The 14663-nt window shown below is 59.2% G+C and carries 15 protein-coding genes and 5 pseudogenes; 16 read left to right on the top strand and 4 right to left on the bottom strand.

The window, feature by feature from the left end; genetic code table 11:
• Positions 1 to 288 precede the first annotated feature (288 nt).
• On the bottom strand, positions 289 to 483 hold the full coding sequence (locus ACE10X_RS06050) for a hypothetical protein (RefSeq protein ID WP_038387824.1): 195 nt from the start codon (positions 481 to 483) through the stop codon (positions 289 to 291).
• 71 nt (positions 484 to 554) lie between these two features.
• Between ACE10X_RS06050 and ACE10X_RS06045 the strand changes: the two genes are divergently transcribed.
• Complete coding sequence (locus ACE10X_RS06045) at positions 555 to 782, top strand: hypothetical protein (protein ID WP_193375447.1); 228 nt, start codon at positions 555 to 557, stop codon at positions 780 to 782.
• Between the two features lie 242 nt (positions 783 to 1024).
• Here ACE10X_RS06045 and ACE10X_RS06040 read toward each other — a convergent pair.
• Positions 1025 to 1269: pseudogene (locus tag ACE10X_RS06040) on the bottom strand (adenylate/guanylate cyclase domain-containing protein); the annotation flags it as partial.
• A gap of 190 nt (positions 1270 to 1459) precedes the next feature.
• Positions 1460 to 2965: an FAD-dependent oxidoreductase gene (locus ACE10X_RS06035; protein WP_038387825.1), complete on the bottom strand. Its 1506-nt coding sequence runs from the start codon at positions 2963 to 2965 to the stop codon at positions 1460 to 1462.
• A 170-nt stretch (positions 2966 to 3135) separates the two neighbouring features.
• On the opposite strand from ACE10X_RS06035, the pseudogene ACE10X_RS06030 reads away from it, so the two are divergent.
• The 13 genes and pseudogenes from ACE10X_RS06030 (at position 3136) to ACE10X_RS05970 (ending at position 11606) form a co-directional block, all read left to right on the top strand.
• Positions 3136 to 3650, top strand: a pseudogene (locus tag ACE10X_RS06030) (ferritin-like domain-containing protein).
• 73 nt (positions 3651 to 3723) lie between these two features.
• Positions 3724 to 4237 (top strand): annotated as a pseudogene (locus tag ACE10X_RS06025) (inorganic diphosphatase).
• 81 nt (positions 4238 to 4318) lie between these two features.
• Positions 4319 to 4656, top strand: a pseudogene (locus ACE10X_RS06020) (DUF3147 family protein).
• Positions 4657 to 5401: 745 nt separating this feature from the next.
• Positions 5402 to 5623 (top strand): hypothetical protein, encoded by a 222-nt coding sequence (locus ACE10X_RS06015; protein ID WP_038387827.1) that lies wholly within the window; start codon positions 5402 to 5404, stop codon positions 5621 to 5623.
• A gap of 39 nt (positions 5624 to 5662) precedes the next feature.
• Complete coding sequence (locus tag ACE10X_RS06010; RefSeq protein ID WP_085970792.1) at positions 5663 to 6298, top strand: MarC family protein; 636 nt, start codon at positions 5663 to 5665, stop codon at positions 6296 to 6298.
• Positions 6299 to 6733: 435 nt separating this feature from the next.
• Positions 6734 to 7183 (top strand): Hsp20 family protein, encoded by a 450-nt coding sequence (locus tag ACE10X_RS06005; protein WP_253592917.1) that lies wholly within the window; start codon positions 6734 to 6736, stop codon positions 7181 to 7183.
• Between the two features lie 76 nt (positions 7184 to 7259).
• Positions 7260 to 7757 carry an Hsp20/alpha crystallin family protein gene (locus ACE10X_RS06000; RefSeq protein ID WP_244435992.1) on the top strand — a complete coding sequence of 166 codons (498 nt, stop codon included), beginning with the start codon at positions 7260 to 7262 and terminating at the stop codon, positions 7755 to 7757.
• A gap of 92 nt (positions 7758 to 7849) precedes the next feature.
• Positions 7850 to 8383 (top strand): hypothetical protein, encoded by a 534-nt coding sequence (locus ACE10X_RS05995; protein ID WP_162832445.1) that lies wholly within the window; start codon positions 7850 to 7852, stop codon positions 8381 to 8383.
• Positions 8384 to 9270: 887 nt separating this feature from the next.
• Positions 9271 to 9722, top strand: a pseudogene (locus ACE10X_RS05990) (Hsp20 family protein).
• A gap of 73 nt (positions 9723 to 9795) precedes the next feature.
• A complete protein-coding gene (locus tag ACE10X_RS05985) occupies positions 9796 to 10287 on the top strand; it encodes an Hsp20/alpha crystallin family protein (RefSeq protein ID WP_038387831.1) in 492 nt (163 codons plus the stop codon).
• Between the two features lie 53 nt (positions 10288 to 10340).
• Complete coding sequence (locus ACE10X_RS05980) at positions 10341 to 10784, top strand: ETC complex I subunit (protein ID WP_244435993.1); 444 nt, start codon at positions 10341 to 10343, stop codon at positions 10782 to 10784.
• A complete protein-coding gene (locus ACE10X_RS05975) occupies positions 10781 to 10978 on the top strand; it encodes a hypothetical protein (RefSeq protein WP_375764085.1) in 198 nt (65 codons plus the stop codon). Before ACE10X_RS05980 ends, ACE10X_RS05975 begins: the two co-directional genes overlap by 4 nt.
• Positions 10979 to 11507: 529 nt before the next feature.
• The gene (locus tag ACE10X_RS05970) at positions 11508 to 11606 is read left to right on the top strand and encodes a DUF2905 domain-containing protein (RefSeq protein ID WP_244435994.1); all 99 of its coding nucleotides are present in this window, start codon (positions 11508 to 11510) and stop codon (positions 11604 to 11606) included.
• 99 nt (positions 11607 to 11705) lie between these two features.
• On the opposite strand, the gene ACE10X_RS05965 is transcribed toward ACE10X_RS05970, so the two are convergent.
• Positions 11706 to 11909 carry a hypothetical protein gene (locus tag ACE10X_RS05965; protein WP_038387833.1) on the bottom strand — a complete coding sequence of 68 codons (204 nt, stop codon included), beginning with the start codon at positions 11907 to 11909 and terminating at the stop codon, positions 11706 to 11708.
• Positions 11910 to 12183: 274 nt separating this feature from the next.
• On the opposite strand from ACE10X_RS05965, the gene groES reads away from it, so the two are divergent.
• Together groES and groL are read left to right on the top strand one after the other, a co-directional pair.
• On the top strand, positions 12184 to 12498 hold the full coding sequence (gene groES / locus ACE10X_RS05960; protein WP_038387843.1) for a co-chaperone GroES: 315 nt from the start codon (positions 12184 to 12186) through the stop codon (positions 12496 to 12498).
• Positions 12499 to 12546: 48 nt separating this feature from the next.
• On the top strand, positions 12547 to 14169 hold the full coding sequence (gene groL, locus ACE10X_RS05955; protein ID WP_253592920.1) for a chaperonin GroEL: 1623 nt from the start codon (positions 12547 to 12549) through the stop codon (positions 14167 to 14169).
• The last annotated feature ends 494 nt before the right edge of the window (positions 14170 to 14663 follow it).

Below are 14663 nucleotides of genomic sequence, written 5' to 3'. Positions count from 1 at the left end.
CTTCGAGCCTTTTGCCTGCATCTCCTGTCCAGGCGAATAGCCTGAAGCACCGGGGTTACCTTTTTTGGAGCCCTTGTCCTGCATCTCATGACCTGGTGACTTGCTCGAGACTCCCTGCGCGAATACGGCGGTACTCGAAGCCATAAGGCAGGCTGCAGAAAGGGCGATGATTGTGCGCTTCGTTTAGTCCTCCAGAGTGAGCCCCGGCAACCAACTGGATGATCCGAACGACGTTCATTAATATCGCTCACCAGGTCCCGACCGCCATTCTTGTAAGCGTCTGGTAGGCTATACGAGTGCGCCGAGGCGCAGCATCATGAACCGTAGGTGAACGCACCGTTCACGGAGCATTACAACACGCGAATGATAATCTGCTTGGTTATCGCTCAAAAAAGGGAGGACACTCTTAATGAACAGGCTCTTGGCAATCGCATTTATCGGTTGTGCTTTTTCGCTCGCGCCGATGTTGTCGGCGTCAGCCATGCCGATGGCAACGCCACATGCACTGGGTAGCGCCGACGGTGAAGTCATTCAGGTCAGAGGCGGACAGGGACATGGACACGGCTGGGGTCATCACGTCGGTCGCGGCCATCATTACGGTTGGGGCCGCGGTCGTCACTATGGCTGGTACCGGGGCCATCACTACGGTTGGCGGCATCATCACCGCCACTGGTGGTGACTTTGCTGAATCAAAGAGAGAGGGCCGCATTAAGTCTGCCGCCTCTCTTTATCGACTGATTGCTGTCGCCGGCCGCCGACTACTCGAAGCCAATGCAAACTGAATTGCCCTGAGGCACAGGCGTCATAGGTCCGGATTCGCCCATCGGGAATTATGGAATACGAACCCTTCTGCCCATGACTATGCAGCACCAAGCACCGCTTGCGGCGAACCACGTAGGGAACTCCATAGTCCTGTAGATATCAGTAAGGCCACCGCGATGGCCGGCTCAAGTCCACAAGCCACCGTCGAGCAGCAAGCGTGGGGAGCCTGCATTGCCCCGGGAGCCGGTGGAGCGTCCACGGCCTAGCCGAGTTGTATGCGAGGGCCCTTCGCTCCGTTGAGTAGCCGCTTGAGGTGAAAGCCAGCGAGGGGTCGTCGGCATGCACTCCGACCAGCGCGGCCAAGGCCGGCATGGCCGAAGCGTCGGCCTCGAGCTTGGCGAACGCCTGCGCGTATTGTGCGGTTGCTGGCGCCTCGAATTACGCCGGGGTGAGCGGTTCATAGGCACGCAACGGTTCGCTGCGCCCGCACAGCAGGAGATCGCCGACCAGCCAATATCGGAAACATCACGGAACTCGGTTCAGCAACCACAGTCGCACTGTTCACTGATCTACGATCTCTTCGACCAGCCGCCCCTGGCGGGCCAGTTCGGTCAATAGTCCTCCATCATAGACAACAGCGCGATCAAGCGGCCTGGCAAACTACCGCCGCGTTGCTCGAACCGATCGTCGTCCACTACTACTCCTTCAGGGATCGCAAGGCAGACACGGCCGGTGCATTGATCGGTTGCCCATTGGGCGCAAAAATCGAGCCGTGGCACGGACAGTCCCAACAGGTCTCAAAGCTGTTCCAGTGGAGATGACAACCGACATGGGTGCAACTGGCCGAATGAAGATGGAGTTCACCGCCCTTGTCCCGGTAGGCGGCGACCTTCTCGAGACCCCGACGCAGGATGGCGCCCCTACCCTGCTCAAGCTCCTCAAGCGAGGTAATCTCACCGGGAGCTACATACTCAGCGAGATTTTGCAAGATGGTCAGGTTCTCGCGCAGAAAATTCCTGACGGCCGCGAGAGGTTTACGATCCGGCGCATATACGGACTTCCAGGCGTGATCCCCGCCTAGAATAAGGGCCGTGTTCAGCATCGCGCCCATCACACCATGTGTCAACCCTTGACCTGAATCGCCCATCGCGAGGTGGATGCGCTCGCTGCCGGGTTCGCGGCCGATGAAGCCCGCATAGTCGATCGTATCGAGAACCTGGCCTGACCAGCGGTGCGTGATCTTGCCAAGCGCGGGGATCAGTTCGCGCGCCCAGCCCTCCAGCCGCGCAAAACGCTTCTCCGCATCATCGGCCGCGCCACTCTTGTGATCTTCGCCGCCGACAAGAACGGCATCATGATCATCCGACTCCGTTTGCAGCCGCACGTAGTGATAGGGATCCTCAGTGTCCCAATAAAGCGCGTCCGGAAGTTCACCGCGCGCAATCGCAAAAGCAATCACATAAGTGCGATAGGGGGCGACCTTTGAATGAAGCTGAAAGCGGTCGGCAATCGAGGCATTGGTCGCGATCACGGCATGACCGGCCGTGATCTGCCCGTGTGCGGTTCGCAGCGTGACGGCGCTGTCATGTCCCGCAACCTCTTCGACGGGACTATTGGCGAAGAAACGGACGCCGCTGCGCTCGCAAACTGCCGCAAGTCCAGCGAGATACTTGAGGGGGTGGAATCTTGCCTGCCGCGGATAGCGCAGGACGTGGCGTTCCTCGCAGCCTTTGAGCGGCACTCCGACCAGTCGGTGAACCGGCGCGCCGACAGCGCGAACCGTTTCCAATTCCTCATCGAGTACATCGGCCGGCATGCCGTTGCCCTGAAAGAGATACCCATCGACACGAAGAAAGTCGCAGGCGATGTTCTCGCTTGCCTGGATTTCCTCGATCCGATCAACGGCGGCAGCCTGACTTTCGTAGAATAGCTTGGCGGCTTCAATGCCGCGCAGTTTCTTGAATTCACTCATCAGATCGTCGCAAAGAGGGGCCAGATGCGCCGAGGTGCGCGCCGTCATGCCGCTGCCGATGCCCTTGCGGTCGATAACGATGACCGACTGGCCGCGCTTGCAGAGTTCGTAGGCGGTCGAGAGCCCGGCAATCCCTGAGCCGACGATGGCTACATCGCAATGTGCATCGCCTTTGAGCGCACCCGCCTCCGGCAAGATTTCTGTCTCCATCCAGAGCGAGGTGCTGACCATGCAAAAACTCCGCAAAAAAGCAAAACGATTGCTTGGTAGCAAGGTTCCTTTTGTCCCAGGCGCGCCTGTGGAAGGCATACGAATTGCGCGGCATTAGTTGCGACAGTTGGCGCATAGGAACCAGCGCCTCGAGCGTGCGTTCCCTCGCTTTAAGAGCGAGGAGCAACGCTATGGGACTTTTCACAAAAGACATCAAGACGATGGATGACCTCCTGCTGCATGGCTTCAGGACATCTATTACGCCGAGCAACAGATCACGAAGGCATTGCCCAAAATGATTGAGAAGGCGACCAACCGTGATCTGGCAACCGGGCTCAAAAATCATCTCGAGGAAACCAACAAGCAGATCGAGCGTCTTGAGAAGGCCTTCCAGAAGCTCGGCAAGGCGCCGAGCGGAGCGCAATGTCCCGCGATCGACGGTCTGATCGAGGAGGCGGACGAAACAGCCGGCGAGATCGAGGATAAGACCGTGCTCGATGCGGCCATCGTGGCCAACGCGCAAGCCGTCGAGCATTACGAGATTTGCCGCTACGGTACCCTGATTGCCTGGGCGGAAGAACTCGGCCACGACGATATCGTGCGTTTCCTGACCACGAACCTGAACGAAGAGAAGGCGGCTAACACCAAGCTGAACACGGTTGCCTTGCGCAAGGGCGTCAACAAGAAGGCCTCCACCGCCGCTTGATCGCCGCCGGTCTGGAGGAGAATTCGCCAGGCCCATTTCCTCTGTCTGCACCAATTCGTAGTTGACGGTCGCCATGACCGATTTGACAAAACTGCCGAGTTGGGCCGACAAGGACAATATTTTTTCCGTTATCGAAACGCCACGCGGAAGCTCGTGCAAGCTCGATTTCGATCCCAAGCTTGGCGTTTTTGCTCTAGCGAAGCCGCTGATGGCGGGTTTGACCTATCCTTACGATTGGGGCTTCATTCTCTCGACGAAGGCCGAGGACGGCGATCGGCTGGACGTGCTGATCCTGCATGACGCAAACCTATCCGGGCGTCGTGCTGCGCTGTCACCCGGTCGGCATTCTTGAAGTCGAACAGAAAGGCAAGGGCAAGAAGGAGCGGAATGACCGCGTATTTGCAGTGCCAGTTCGCTCCCCGCTCGAAACAGATCTCAGGGATATCCGTAAGCTCCCTTCCCATGCGCGCGACGATCTCGAGCAATTTCCTCGGGCGACGAATGCGCTGGAGAACAAGGATCTGAAATTTCTCGGATGGCATGGCCCCGGCCGTGCGGCAAAAACCATCAAGCGTTTGGCTCGATAGTCGGCCTGGCTTGCCGATGCAGTGCCGGTGACGACCTGCTGATGCCGGGATTGCCCTCGGAGCCATGAGCAAGGAGGAGCGGTGGACTCCGCGCTGCGTTTTCTGCTTGGCGGTCTGGTCGTCTCCCTGTTTGCAATCATAGGCGACGTATTGCGGCCAAGAGTTTCGCAGGGTTGTTTAGTGCCGCGCCCTCCGTTGCACTCGCAACGCTCGGCCTTACCTTCTGGAAACATGGTGGTGACTATGTTGCGATCGAAGGACGCTCGATGATCCTCGGTTCGATCGCGCTGCCAGCTTATAGTTTGGTTGTTTGAGAGTTGCTGATACGGGCTGACTGGTCAGCGTCGAAGGCCACCCTCGCCGCCCTCGCGATCTGGCTTGCGGTGGCGATCAGCCTTAAGCAAGCCGTGATCGGGTGACGGTCATGGTTGTCCATTCAAGTTATCCGCGCTCAAGCAAGGACGGCCTTACGAACATCTAGTGCGTTTTGCGCTCGGCGGATTGGCGACCGTCATGGCGTGCCTAAAGGCCCAGCAGTGCCGGATCTGCGACGGAAGCCTCAACGGCATATGAGGCAGCCCCCGAACCATTACTCGCCAGAAGGAGCCGTTTGCGAGGATTTCGGGTTCGGTGATCTCAAGTGGTTTGCAATCGAACACCGCTTAGACGTCGAGCGTCGCGTCATAGAGGACGTTTACTCGCTGAGTTTCACGAATCCGAACACAGAGTGCTGAGCCTACCCGTGCGGCGCGGGCTCAGCAGCCGTGCCATTGCGATCGATGACCTGGCAGCCAGAGGCTCGTGCCCGCGACTAGCTCTCCAGGCCGGAGCCTTGGGCGAGAAACCTTGAAATGCCCGAGTTTGCTCCTATCGTCTTTGTGAGCAAGCTTCACGTTGCTGACGGATCTTCGGTCGGAGGCAATTGACTATGGACACGAAACGGGGATCGAGCTTTGCAGGTGCCGGAGATCTTGCGACGCACGCTGAGCGGGCTCGTCAGTACCTTGCCGAGCTGAACGCCGCCTGCGCGAACGGTGACAAAAGCGCGGCCCGCACGGCGCTGCGCCAGGCAATTAGTGAACTCGAGCTCGCTCGCGCGATGTTACGGACTGGAATCGACTGACCTGGAGTGCTGATGGTAGGCATTTCGCCAGGGATCTCGTCATGACGGCGCAGCTTCACGATTTACTCACTGAGGCACTTGAAAGCATCAAGTCGGGCGGCTTGATCCGCAAATACAGCCTCGTTTGGACCGGTCGTAGCGAGGCGCCACGGATCATCGTATGGAAATCCGCTGACGTTTCAGACGAAGCGTTGCGTCGTACGATGATGAGTTCGCTGGCTGGCCTCGCGGCTGAGTCGCAGATTGCCATCGAAAGGGATTGAGGGGTGCGGGGCGCGGCTTCTCCGCGGTGGACCACGACCATGCTTTGGAATCAGTTCATCGGAATCACGATGCTGCTCTACGCGCTGACGAATTCGGTCGGGGCCATTCCAATCTTTCTGGCGATCACGCGGCAAGCCGGAAGCGCGAATATCCATCGCATTATCGTTTTGGCCTGCACGGCGGTCGCGGTTTTCTTCGTGGGCGCGGCCGTGCTCGGCAAGGAGATCCTGGGTTTTTTCAACGTCGGTCTCAACGACTTCCGTATCGCGGGTGGGTTGCTCGCGCTGGTCATCGCGCTCGAGATGTTTCAGGCCCAGTATGGGAAATTCATACAATCATCCAGCGGAGTGGACCGCAGTGAGGTGGATATTCATGGAATGGCGATAACGCCGTTTGCATTCCCGTTGCTGGTCGGCCCAGCCGAAGTGAGCATCATCATCACCCTCTCCAATGATAATCCTGGCTGGCTATCGAAGGCCCTGCTTGCCGCGGCTTCGATCAGTGCAACATTACTGATTGGGGTAACACTCTGGTCGGCAGCGGCGATTGAGCGATTCCTGGGAAAGACCGGAATTAACGTCATAACCCGCATCATGGCGCTCATCGTAGCGGCGATAGGCGTGAACTTCATAATGACGGGCCTTCGGAGCGAATTGCCCGGATTGGCGGGCTGAGATTCTGTCACGGCCAGCTGCCGGCAGGGACTCCGACGGGCAGGAAAACCCTCGCGCAACCGGCTGGAGAGCTTCCCGCCGAGGCTACTATGCGGGCTGATCGTCCGACCCTTGCCATTGTCGCGCATGACCGAATCCGGCATATGACGTCGAACGAAATTCGAGACAAAGCCAGGGAATACAATCAGTTGGGCGGCTCAGCTTTGCCCATTGAGCGCAAGCCGGTCCGCTGGTTCTGACGCGGGCCGGAAGCCAAAAATTTTTCCAGCTGCCCTTGAAACTGAATGCCGCTTTTCTAATTGGATTTTTGCCGCCTTCGGGCGGGTGCCGGGCGCCAGGTTGGGCTCGGCAGAGCGAACAGGGCGCCGGACAGGTGTCTTGCACCGTGTGTCTTGCGCTCCTTCGTATCCATTTTGCTCTCAGGAGGACTTGGCTATGAGGACATACGATTTCACTCCCCTGTGGCGTTCGAGCATCGGATTCGACCGCCTCTCCGATCTTCTCGACGAAACCCAGCATCGGTCCGAAGACAATTACCCGCCCTACAACATCGAGCGACTCGGCGAGGACCGTTACCAGATTTCGGTGGCACTGGCCGGCTTCAGTCAGGATGAGATTTCCGTGACGGCCGAGCAGAACGTACTGACTGTAGAGGGGCGCAAGAGCGACAACGACCAGCACGAATTCCTCTATCGGGGAATCTCGGCGCGCCCGTTCAAGCGGCGGTTCAACCTTGCCGACTACGTCCAAGTAAAGACCGCGATGTTCGACAACGGTCTGCTGCGGATCGAACTGGTGCGCGAAATCCCCGAGGCCATGAAGCCTCGACGCATCGCCATCGGAAGCGGCACTCCTGCCGGACAGATCACGCAGAAGGCGGCCTGAGCCCGCTTCATGTCAATCACGCGCGGGACAATAGGCGTCCGCGCTAACCACCTGCTTGTCAAGTCAAGGAGGAATCATGGGTATTCGGGATCTTGTTCCCTGGACGAAAAGTCAAGAACTCTCAACCAGACGCGAGGAGTTCGATCCGTTTCTCGCTCTCCACCGCGAGATGAACCGCCTGTTCGATGACGCCTTCCGCGGCTTCGACTCATTCGGCCGCGTCAACACTCCGTTGATGGAAGGTCGGTTTAGCTGGCCGCGCCTGGAACTGAGTGAGATCGACAAGGAGGTCGCGGTTTCTGCCGAACTCCCCGGCCTTAGCGAAAAGGATGTTCAGGTTGAAATCGCCCATGGCGTCCTTTCGATTCGCGGTGAACGGAGAGCCGAACGCAACGACGATTCCAAGTTCGTCAGCGAGCGATACTACGGATCTTTCGAGCGACAGATTTCGCTTGATGGCGTCGAAGAAGACAAGGCGAGAGCCGAATTCAAGAACGGCGTCCTCACCGTCACGCTACCGAAGTCCGAGCAATCGAGATCGAGCGTCAAGCGTATTGCGATCAATAGCAAATGACATCTGAGGTCGGTGGCGCGTAAACGTCGCCGACCTCATCCTAAACTCGTATCAACCCGTCTCTGGACGAAAGGAGAAATAGGAGACACGACATGAGCCATGTCAATCGGAATGCCAACATCATTGATCCCCTTTTCCATCCGGTATCTCACTACAATTCACCCGGAGATGTATTGCAAGATGCTCGGCTTTCGACAGACGAGAAACGCGTCATCCTCTCGTCCTGGGCGTCGGATATGTACGCCGTCGAGTCCCAGCCGGCTCTTCGGGAGGTGCCCGGCATCCCACATAGGTTGTGCCTTGCCGACATCCTGGCCGCGCTGAAGCGTTTGGACGAGGAGAATGACCCGCCGCCTCGCGGCGGAATGGCGATGCCGCCGCCTCGTTTCAGCAAACTTGTTTGCGCTGTTTCCGATCCGGAACGGCATGCTGCGACGAGGCGGCGTCGGCCGTTGAGAATATCTCGCGCCGATGCTCGGTGGACACGCGAAGCAAATGTTCGGCGGTACCGGCGGCTGTTGGACACTCAACTGACTGACGCCGAACGCAACTTCATCAGGCGGCGTCTTGTCGAGGAATTAAAGGGCTTGATCGCCTCCAAGAGCGAGCGTCGTCACACAAACTGAGTCCGGGGTTCCGACGGTATACCACCGCGAAACTGTCGATGAAGGCAAGAGAAGATGGCAGCAGATCCGTTAGCTCAAGCGAAGATGGGTACGGAAGCCCTTGCGCTGTGTATCGCAGGGGTCTTGTGCGAACGGGACCCATCGCTTTTGACCCTATTCCAAGAGAGTGCAAAGACGCTTCATCGCATTCTCGATGATCGTGGAGATCATGAGGCGGCAGCAATGATCGGCGCATTTGGTCGAGCACTAATCAAGAGTCCTCCAATCCCAAATTGACAACAATGACGAGCCAGAAGGATCCAAAGAACGCTCGACCTAGGCGGGCAAGTTGGAAAGGACGGTGTTGAGCTTGAACAGAATGTCGATTGGAGGGACGTTCGATTTGTGATTTTATCTCCATGTCTCTCATGTTGGGAGCCGCGCAGTTGCGTCGCCGCCAAGGCCCCTAGCGCAGTGCAACCTAATTTCTTCCGAACGATGAAACGCTACTTCTTCGACATCTGGAGGGCGATGAACTCGCAGTAGACGAGGAGGGCATCCTCGATCTTCAGCGTCCGGCGCGAAGGCATTGACTGACATTAGGCCGCTCACGCGACTACGTGAGTCTGCTTTGCGTGGGCGCTGCTCCGCTCCGCGAGAGGATGGCAGGAGCGCAATCGATCGTTCTCCCATAACTGCTGGGTCATCGCGGTGATGAATGCGAACCTATACTTTGTTACTTCGGCCGCTTTTCGGGTCTTACGCTCCCCTTGAAACAAAATCGCCGCATCCTAGTTTTTTTTGCGGCCACGCGCAGCGTGGCGCCGGATGCCTCTTCGGGTCCGGCAGAGGCCATCGGGCAGAACCCGATGTTGCTCCTATCCATATTGCTCAGAGGAGGATGTGGTATGAGAACCTACGATCTATCACCCTTTTGGCGTTCGACCATCGGGTTCGACCGCCTGTTAGACCGGGTGAACGACACGGTAGACAACGGCGACACTATCCGCCGTACAATATCGAGCGCACCAGCGAGGACCAGTACCGGATTTCGCTGGTGCTGGTTGGCTTCACCCCGGACGACGTGGCGATCACCGCAGAGCGCTCGACGCTCACGGTCGAAGGCCGCAAGACCGACGAGGACGAACGCGACTACCTGTATCAAGGAATCTCCGTCCGGCCCTTCCGTCGTTTATTCAACCTGGCCGACTATGTCCAGGTCAAGAACGCGACGTTCGAACACGGCCTGCTCAGGATTACCCTGGCTTGGGAAGTGCCGGAGTCGCTGAAGCCACGTCAAATCGCGATCGACGTTGCCGGCAATGACCACCAGAAGAGCGATCGGACGCAGGCGGCCTGAGACTGGCTGGCAGCCAGCGAACCGCTGCGCGGCTGGTCGATTGACGATCAAAACCAAGAAATGAGGACCACAAATGGCACTACGCGAACTCATTCCATGGAACCGCGACCCCCGCAATCTGCCTGCGCGACGTACCGGGGGAGATAACCCGTTTCTCTCGCTGCATCGCGAGATGAATCGGCTATTCGACGACGTATCCCGCAGCGTCGATATCGGCCGGTTCGCCCCGCCGGCGGCGATGGGGTGGCCCAGCGTCGAGCTCAACGAGACCGACAAGGAGGTGAAGGTTATCGTCGAGCTTCCCGGCATCGAGCAGAAAGACGTCGAGGTCGAACTTGCCGACGACGTGCTGACGATCAGCGGCGAGAAGAAGAGCGAAGCGGAAGACAAGGAGCGTCGCTTCAGCGAACGCCACTACGGGCGTTTCGAGCGGCGCATTCCAGTCGACGACGTCGAGCAGGATGAAGTCGCCGCGTCCTTCAAGGACGGGATCCTCACCGTCACGCTGCCGAAGTCAGCTGCGGCACAGCGCAAGGTGAAAAGGATCGCAATCAACGGAAAGTAAGATGAAGCGGACGGGGGGCCGCCCCCCGCCCGCCTGGTTCGAAGGAGGCGTTCATGAACATCGCGCGTTTATCGGCTCGTTCGGACTTTGCGGCGCGTCGGCCCGTTCCAGAGACGCCGGTGACGAAGTCGGTATTTCCGGCGGATGCGCAGGCCGTGATCTACAAGCCTGCCCCCTCGCCGATGACTTCGGGACGTGCGCGCGCCCAGCGCTGGACGCTGCGTTTCGAGCGCCACTCGGCCCCGTACATCGAACCCCTGATGGGTTGGACCGGCGATGACGATACTCTCTCTCAGGTCGAACTTTCGTTCCCGTCCGCCGAAGCCGCCATAACATATGCGCGCCGCCACGGTCTGCAATACAGGGTGCACGGCTTGGCGGCGCAGGGGTCGAAGCCGCGCCTGGTTTCGGACAATCCGAGGTTGAGGGCCGAGCCGCCAGCCAGCAGCGCCGCCGGCGGCCGGAATGGGCCGAGCGGACACTTGGACCGGAGATGATGCGCCACGGGTTCGGGCCTGGAGCTGAACCTGCCGAGAGCTACGCAGATCCGAAACAGGTGCTGCTGGATAGCAATCTGTCGCCGACGCGAAAGCGCGACATCCTGTGGCGCTGGGCTCTTGATGCCTATCAGATTGAGACGGAGTACTCGAACGGCAACTTGCTGGGGACGCCTTCCCATCTCCAGGAGTGATCGACGCGCTACTCGATCTCGGGGAGCCGCAGATTACGGCAGCATCCTTCGAGCATGTCGACAGAAAGGCAGGCTGACTTCGAGCGGTGGTCGGCCTGCTCACGGCGAGGCGCCTCGCCTATCTTTGCGAAACAGAGGTAGCGTGATCATGGATCTTGAAGGATAGTCAGAGTTTGATGTTCATTCGCGGTGCGGGGTTCGCCATGGCAAAGGCAACCAAATTCTTGCGCAAGCAGGCCGACAAAGCCGAGCGGAGGCGAGAGTGACCGCTGATGCGGAAATCTCTGAAAGCCTCTTGAACTTGGCAAAGGCTTATCGCACTCAAGCGGACGTGATGAAGGCCAAGCGAAAGCAGGAAAAGAAGCAGCGCTGATCCCATGGCTTTCCGTAACGACTTTGAACTTCACGTCCGGAGGATCGGCAACGATGTCGCGCTTTCTGATTACTCTCGGCGTTGTAAGTTTGGCGGCCGGGCCTGCTGTGGCCCTATCTCAGCCGGATTGGTTTGGGTCGCTTGCCCGGGGACTTCGTGATCGAACGCGAAAGTATGACGTTCTATTTCCCGTTGATGACGTGTTTGATTTTGAGCGCGGTGCTCAGCCTGGTCCTTTGGGTCCTGAACCGCTGAAGAGCGCAGCCCCAAACGGAGCTAAGTTCGATATCGGTTAGCAGACCATGCGTTTATCTCGCCGGTGCTTCATCCCGTCGCCACGTCTCGGTTATGCCTTCATCTGAAATTGGCAATCGAACGGTGCTTCGCCGGCGCCATTTCCAAAGGACTCGATGCAGCGATTTGCGGGCTTGGCGGGCCAATCTCCGCCGGTTTTGACCCATCGGTCGAACCCAGAATGAACAGGAGGCCGGCGACCAACATGAGACTTGCACACAGCACCGCCAGACCAGCAATCCCCAGGTCGCGATAGTCGTCCATGTTCGTGGTTCTTGGTGGTGTTCTACATTGGGCAGACGCCTCAAACTGCGGTCAGGTGCGGAGCGAAGGCCAAGAAATGCAAGACGCTTTCCGATTAACTGGTCGAGCCAAATGGGCCGTTCAAACCGCGGTTGGCACTCGAACGGCCGGAGTGACAAAAATTTTTCAAAGACCTCTTGAACGGCCGTTTTTCGGATCCTACGTCGTTTTCGCCCGGGGGCCGGTTGCCCGGACCCGGTTTTTGGACATCGCTGAACTGACATGGAGGATGCGCATGCATTTCCGCCCACTGCACGACCGCGTGCTCGTGCGCCGCATCGATGCCGAGGAAAAGACCGCCGGTGGCATCATCATTCCCGACACCGCAAAGGAGAAGCCGCAGGAAGGCGAGATTATCGCCGCTGGCCCCGGTGGCAGAAACGAGCAGGGCCAGTTGATCCCGATCGACGTCAAGCCGGGAGACCGGGTCTTGTTCGGCAAATGGTCAGGCACTGAAGTGAAAATCGACGGTGAGGACTATTTGATCATGAAGGAAAGCGATCTTCTGGGCGTAGTCGACAAGACCGGCTCGGTCAAGAAGGCCGCCTGAGCACAACTTGCGAAGCCGACAGTCATTGAGGAGAGAGGAGCAACGAACATGGCTGCCAAGGAGGTGAAATTCTCCACAGACGCCCGTGACCGGGTACTGCGGGGAGTGGATACGCTGGCGAATGCGGTCAAGGTCACCCTCGGCCCCAAGGGGCGGAATGTCGTGATCGAGAAATCCTTCGGTGCGCCGCGCATCACCAAGGATGGCGTGACCGTCGCCAAGGAGATCGAACTGGAGGACAAGTTCGAGAACATGGGCGCGCAGATGGTGCGAGAGGTCGCCTCCAAGACGAGCGACCTCGCGGGCGACGGGACCACCACCGCGACCGTGCTGGCCCAGGCCATTGTCAAGGAAGGCGCGAAATCCGTCGCCGCCGGCATGAACCCGATGGATCTCAAGCGCGGCATCGATCTTGCCGTCGAAGCCATCGTCAATGATTTGAAGGCGCATGCCAAGAAGGTCACCACCAACGAGGAGATCGCCCAGATCGCGACCATCTCGGCCAATGGCGATATCGAGATCGGCCGCTTTCTTGCCGACGCCATGCAGAAGGTCGGTAACGACGGGGTCATCACCGTGGAGGAAGCCAAGAGCCTCGATTCCGAGCTCGAGGTGGTCGAAGGCATGCAGTTCGACCGCGGCTATGTGTCGCCCTACTTCGTCACCAATGCCGAGAAGATGCGTGTCGAGTTCGAAGACCCCTACATCCTGATCCATGAGAAGAAGCTGTCGACCCTGCAGTCCATGCTGCCGCTGCTCGAAGCCGTCGTGCAGTCCGGCAAGCCGCTGCTCGTCGTTGCCGAGGATGTCGAAGGCGAAGCGCTCGCGACCCTCGTCGTCAACCGGCTGCGCGGCGGGTTGAAGGTCGCGGCCGTGAAGGCGCCGGGCTTCGGCGATCGCCGCAAGGCCATGCTGGAGGACATCGCGATCCTGACCGGTGGCCAGGCGATCTCGGAAGATCTCGGCATCAAGCTCGAGAACGTTACGCTCAAGATGCTTGGCCGCGCCAAGAAGGTCGTGATCGACAAGGAGAACACGACCATCGTCAACGGTGCGGGGTCCAAGAAGGACATCGAGGCCCGCGTCACCCAGATCAAGATGCAGATCGAGGAGACGACCTCCGACTACGATCGCGAGAAGCTGCAGGAGCGGCTTGCGAAACTGGCCGGCGGCGTCGCCGTGATCCGCGTCGGCGGCGCGACCGAAGTCGAGGTCAAGGAGCGCAAGGATCGCGTCGACGACGCGATGCACGCGACCAGGGCGGCGGTCGAGGAAGGCATCCTGCCCGGCGGCGGCGTCGCGCTGCTGCGCGCCCTGAAGGCGCTCGATGGCATCAAGACCGCGGATGCCGACCAGAAGGCCGGCGTCGACATCGTGCGCCGCGCGATCCAGGTGCCGGCGCGGCAGATCGTGCAGAACGCCGGCGAAGACGGCTCGCTGGTGGTCGGTAAGCTGCTTGAAAACCCCAGCTACAATTGGGGCTTCAATGCCGCCAGCGGCGAATACCAGGACCTGGCGAGGGCAGGCGTGATCGATCCCGCCAAGGTCGTTCGCACCGCGTTGCAGGATGCGGCGTCCGTAGCCGCGCTGCTGATCACGACGGAAGCGCTGGTCGCCGAGAAGCCGAAGAAGTCCGAGCCGGCGCCCGCAGCGCCGCCGATGGATTTCTAGTCCAGATCGAGCCCGGCCGCCACCGGCCGGGCCCCCATCCACTAAGCAAAAGAGAAAGGAACGCAAAGCACAAGGAGACCCAGATGAGCACACGCATGCAATCTCGATCGCGCAAGAGCGGGGCGACTGTAATGCATTGGCTCATGTTCGCCCTCAGCCTTCTCACGATCGCCTGGATCAGTATTCGACCGATTGGAGGATGAGATGATCAGAGATCAAGCCATCGTCTCCGCTCATGCGGAGAACCGCAAACAAGCCTTCGGACAGCGCGTGGTCCGCGGGATTGTCACGGCCTCGATGACAGCGGTCCTGATCCTGCCGTCGCTGCGGTTTGGGGGGTGGATGGCCCGCGCAGCAAGCCGGAGTCGGGGCAGGTTTTCGGGACAATCGCGCTGCCGCCGATCCCTTATCTGGATTCGATGCCCTGGTTGACGCGGGGCGCCGGTGTGAACACGTTGAAGGTCGACATACTCCTTTCACCGACCCTGGACCCA

It is taken from the genome of Bradyrhizobium sp. Pha-3, from assembly GCF_042258325.1.
GTDB classification, from domain to species: Bacteria; Pseudomonadota; Alphaproteobacteria; order Rhizobiales; family Xanthobacteraceae; genus Bradyrhizobium; species Bradyrhizobium elkanii.
The sequence above is the reverse complement of the archived record's forward strand: the minus strand, read 5'-3'. Positions and strand labels throughout refer to the sequence as shown.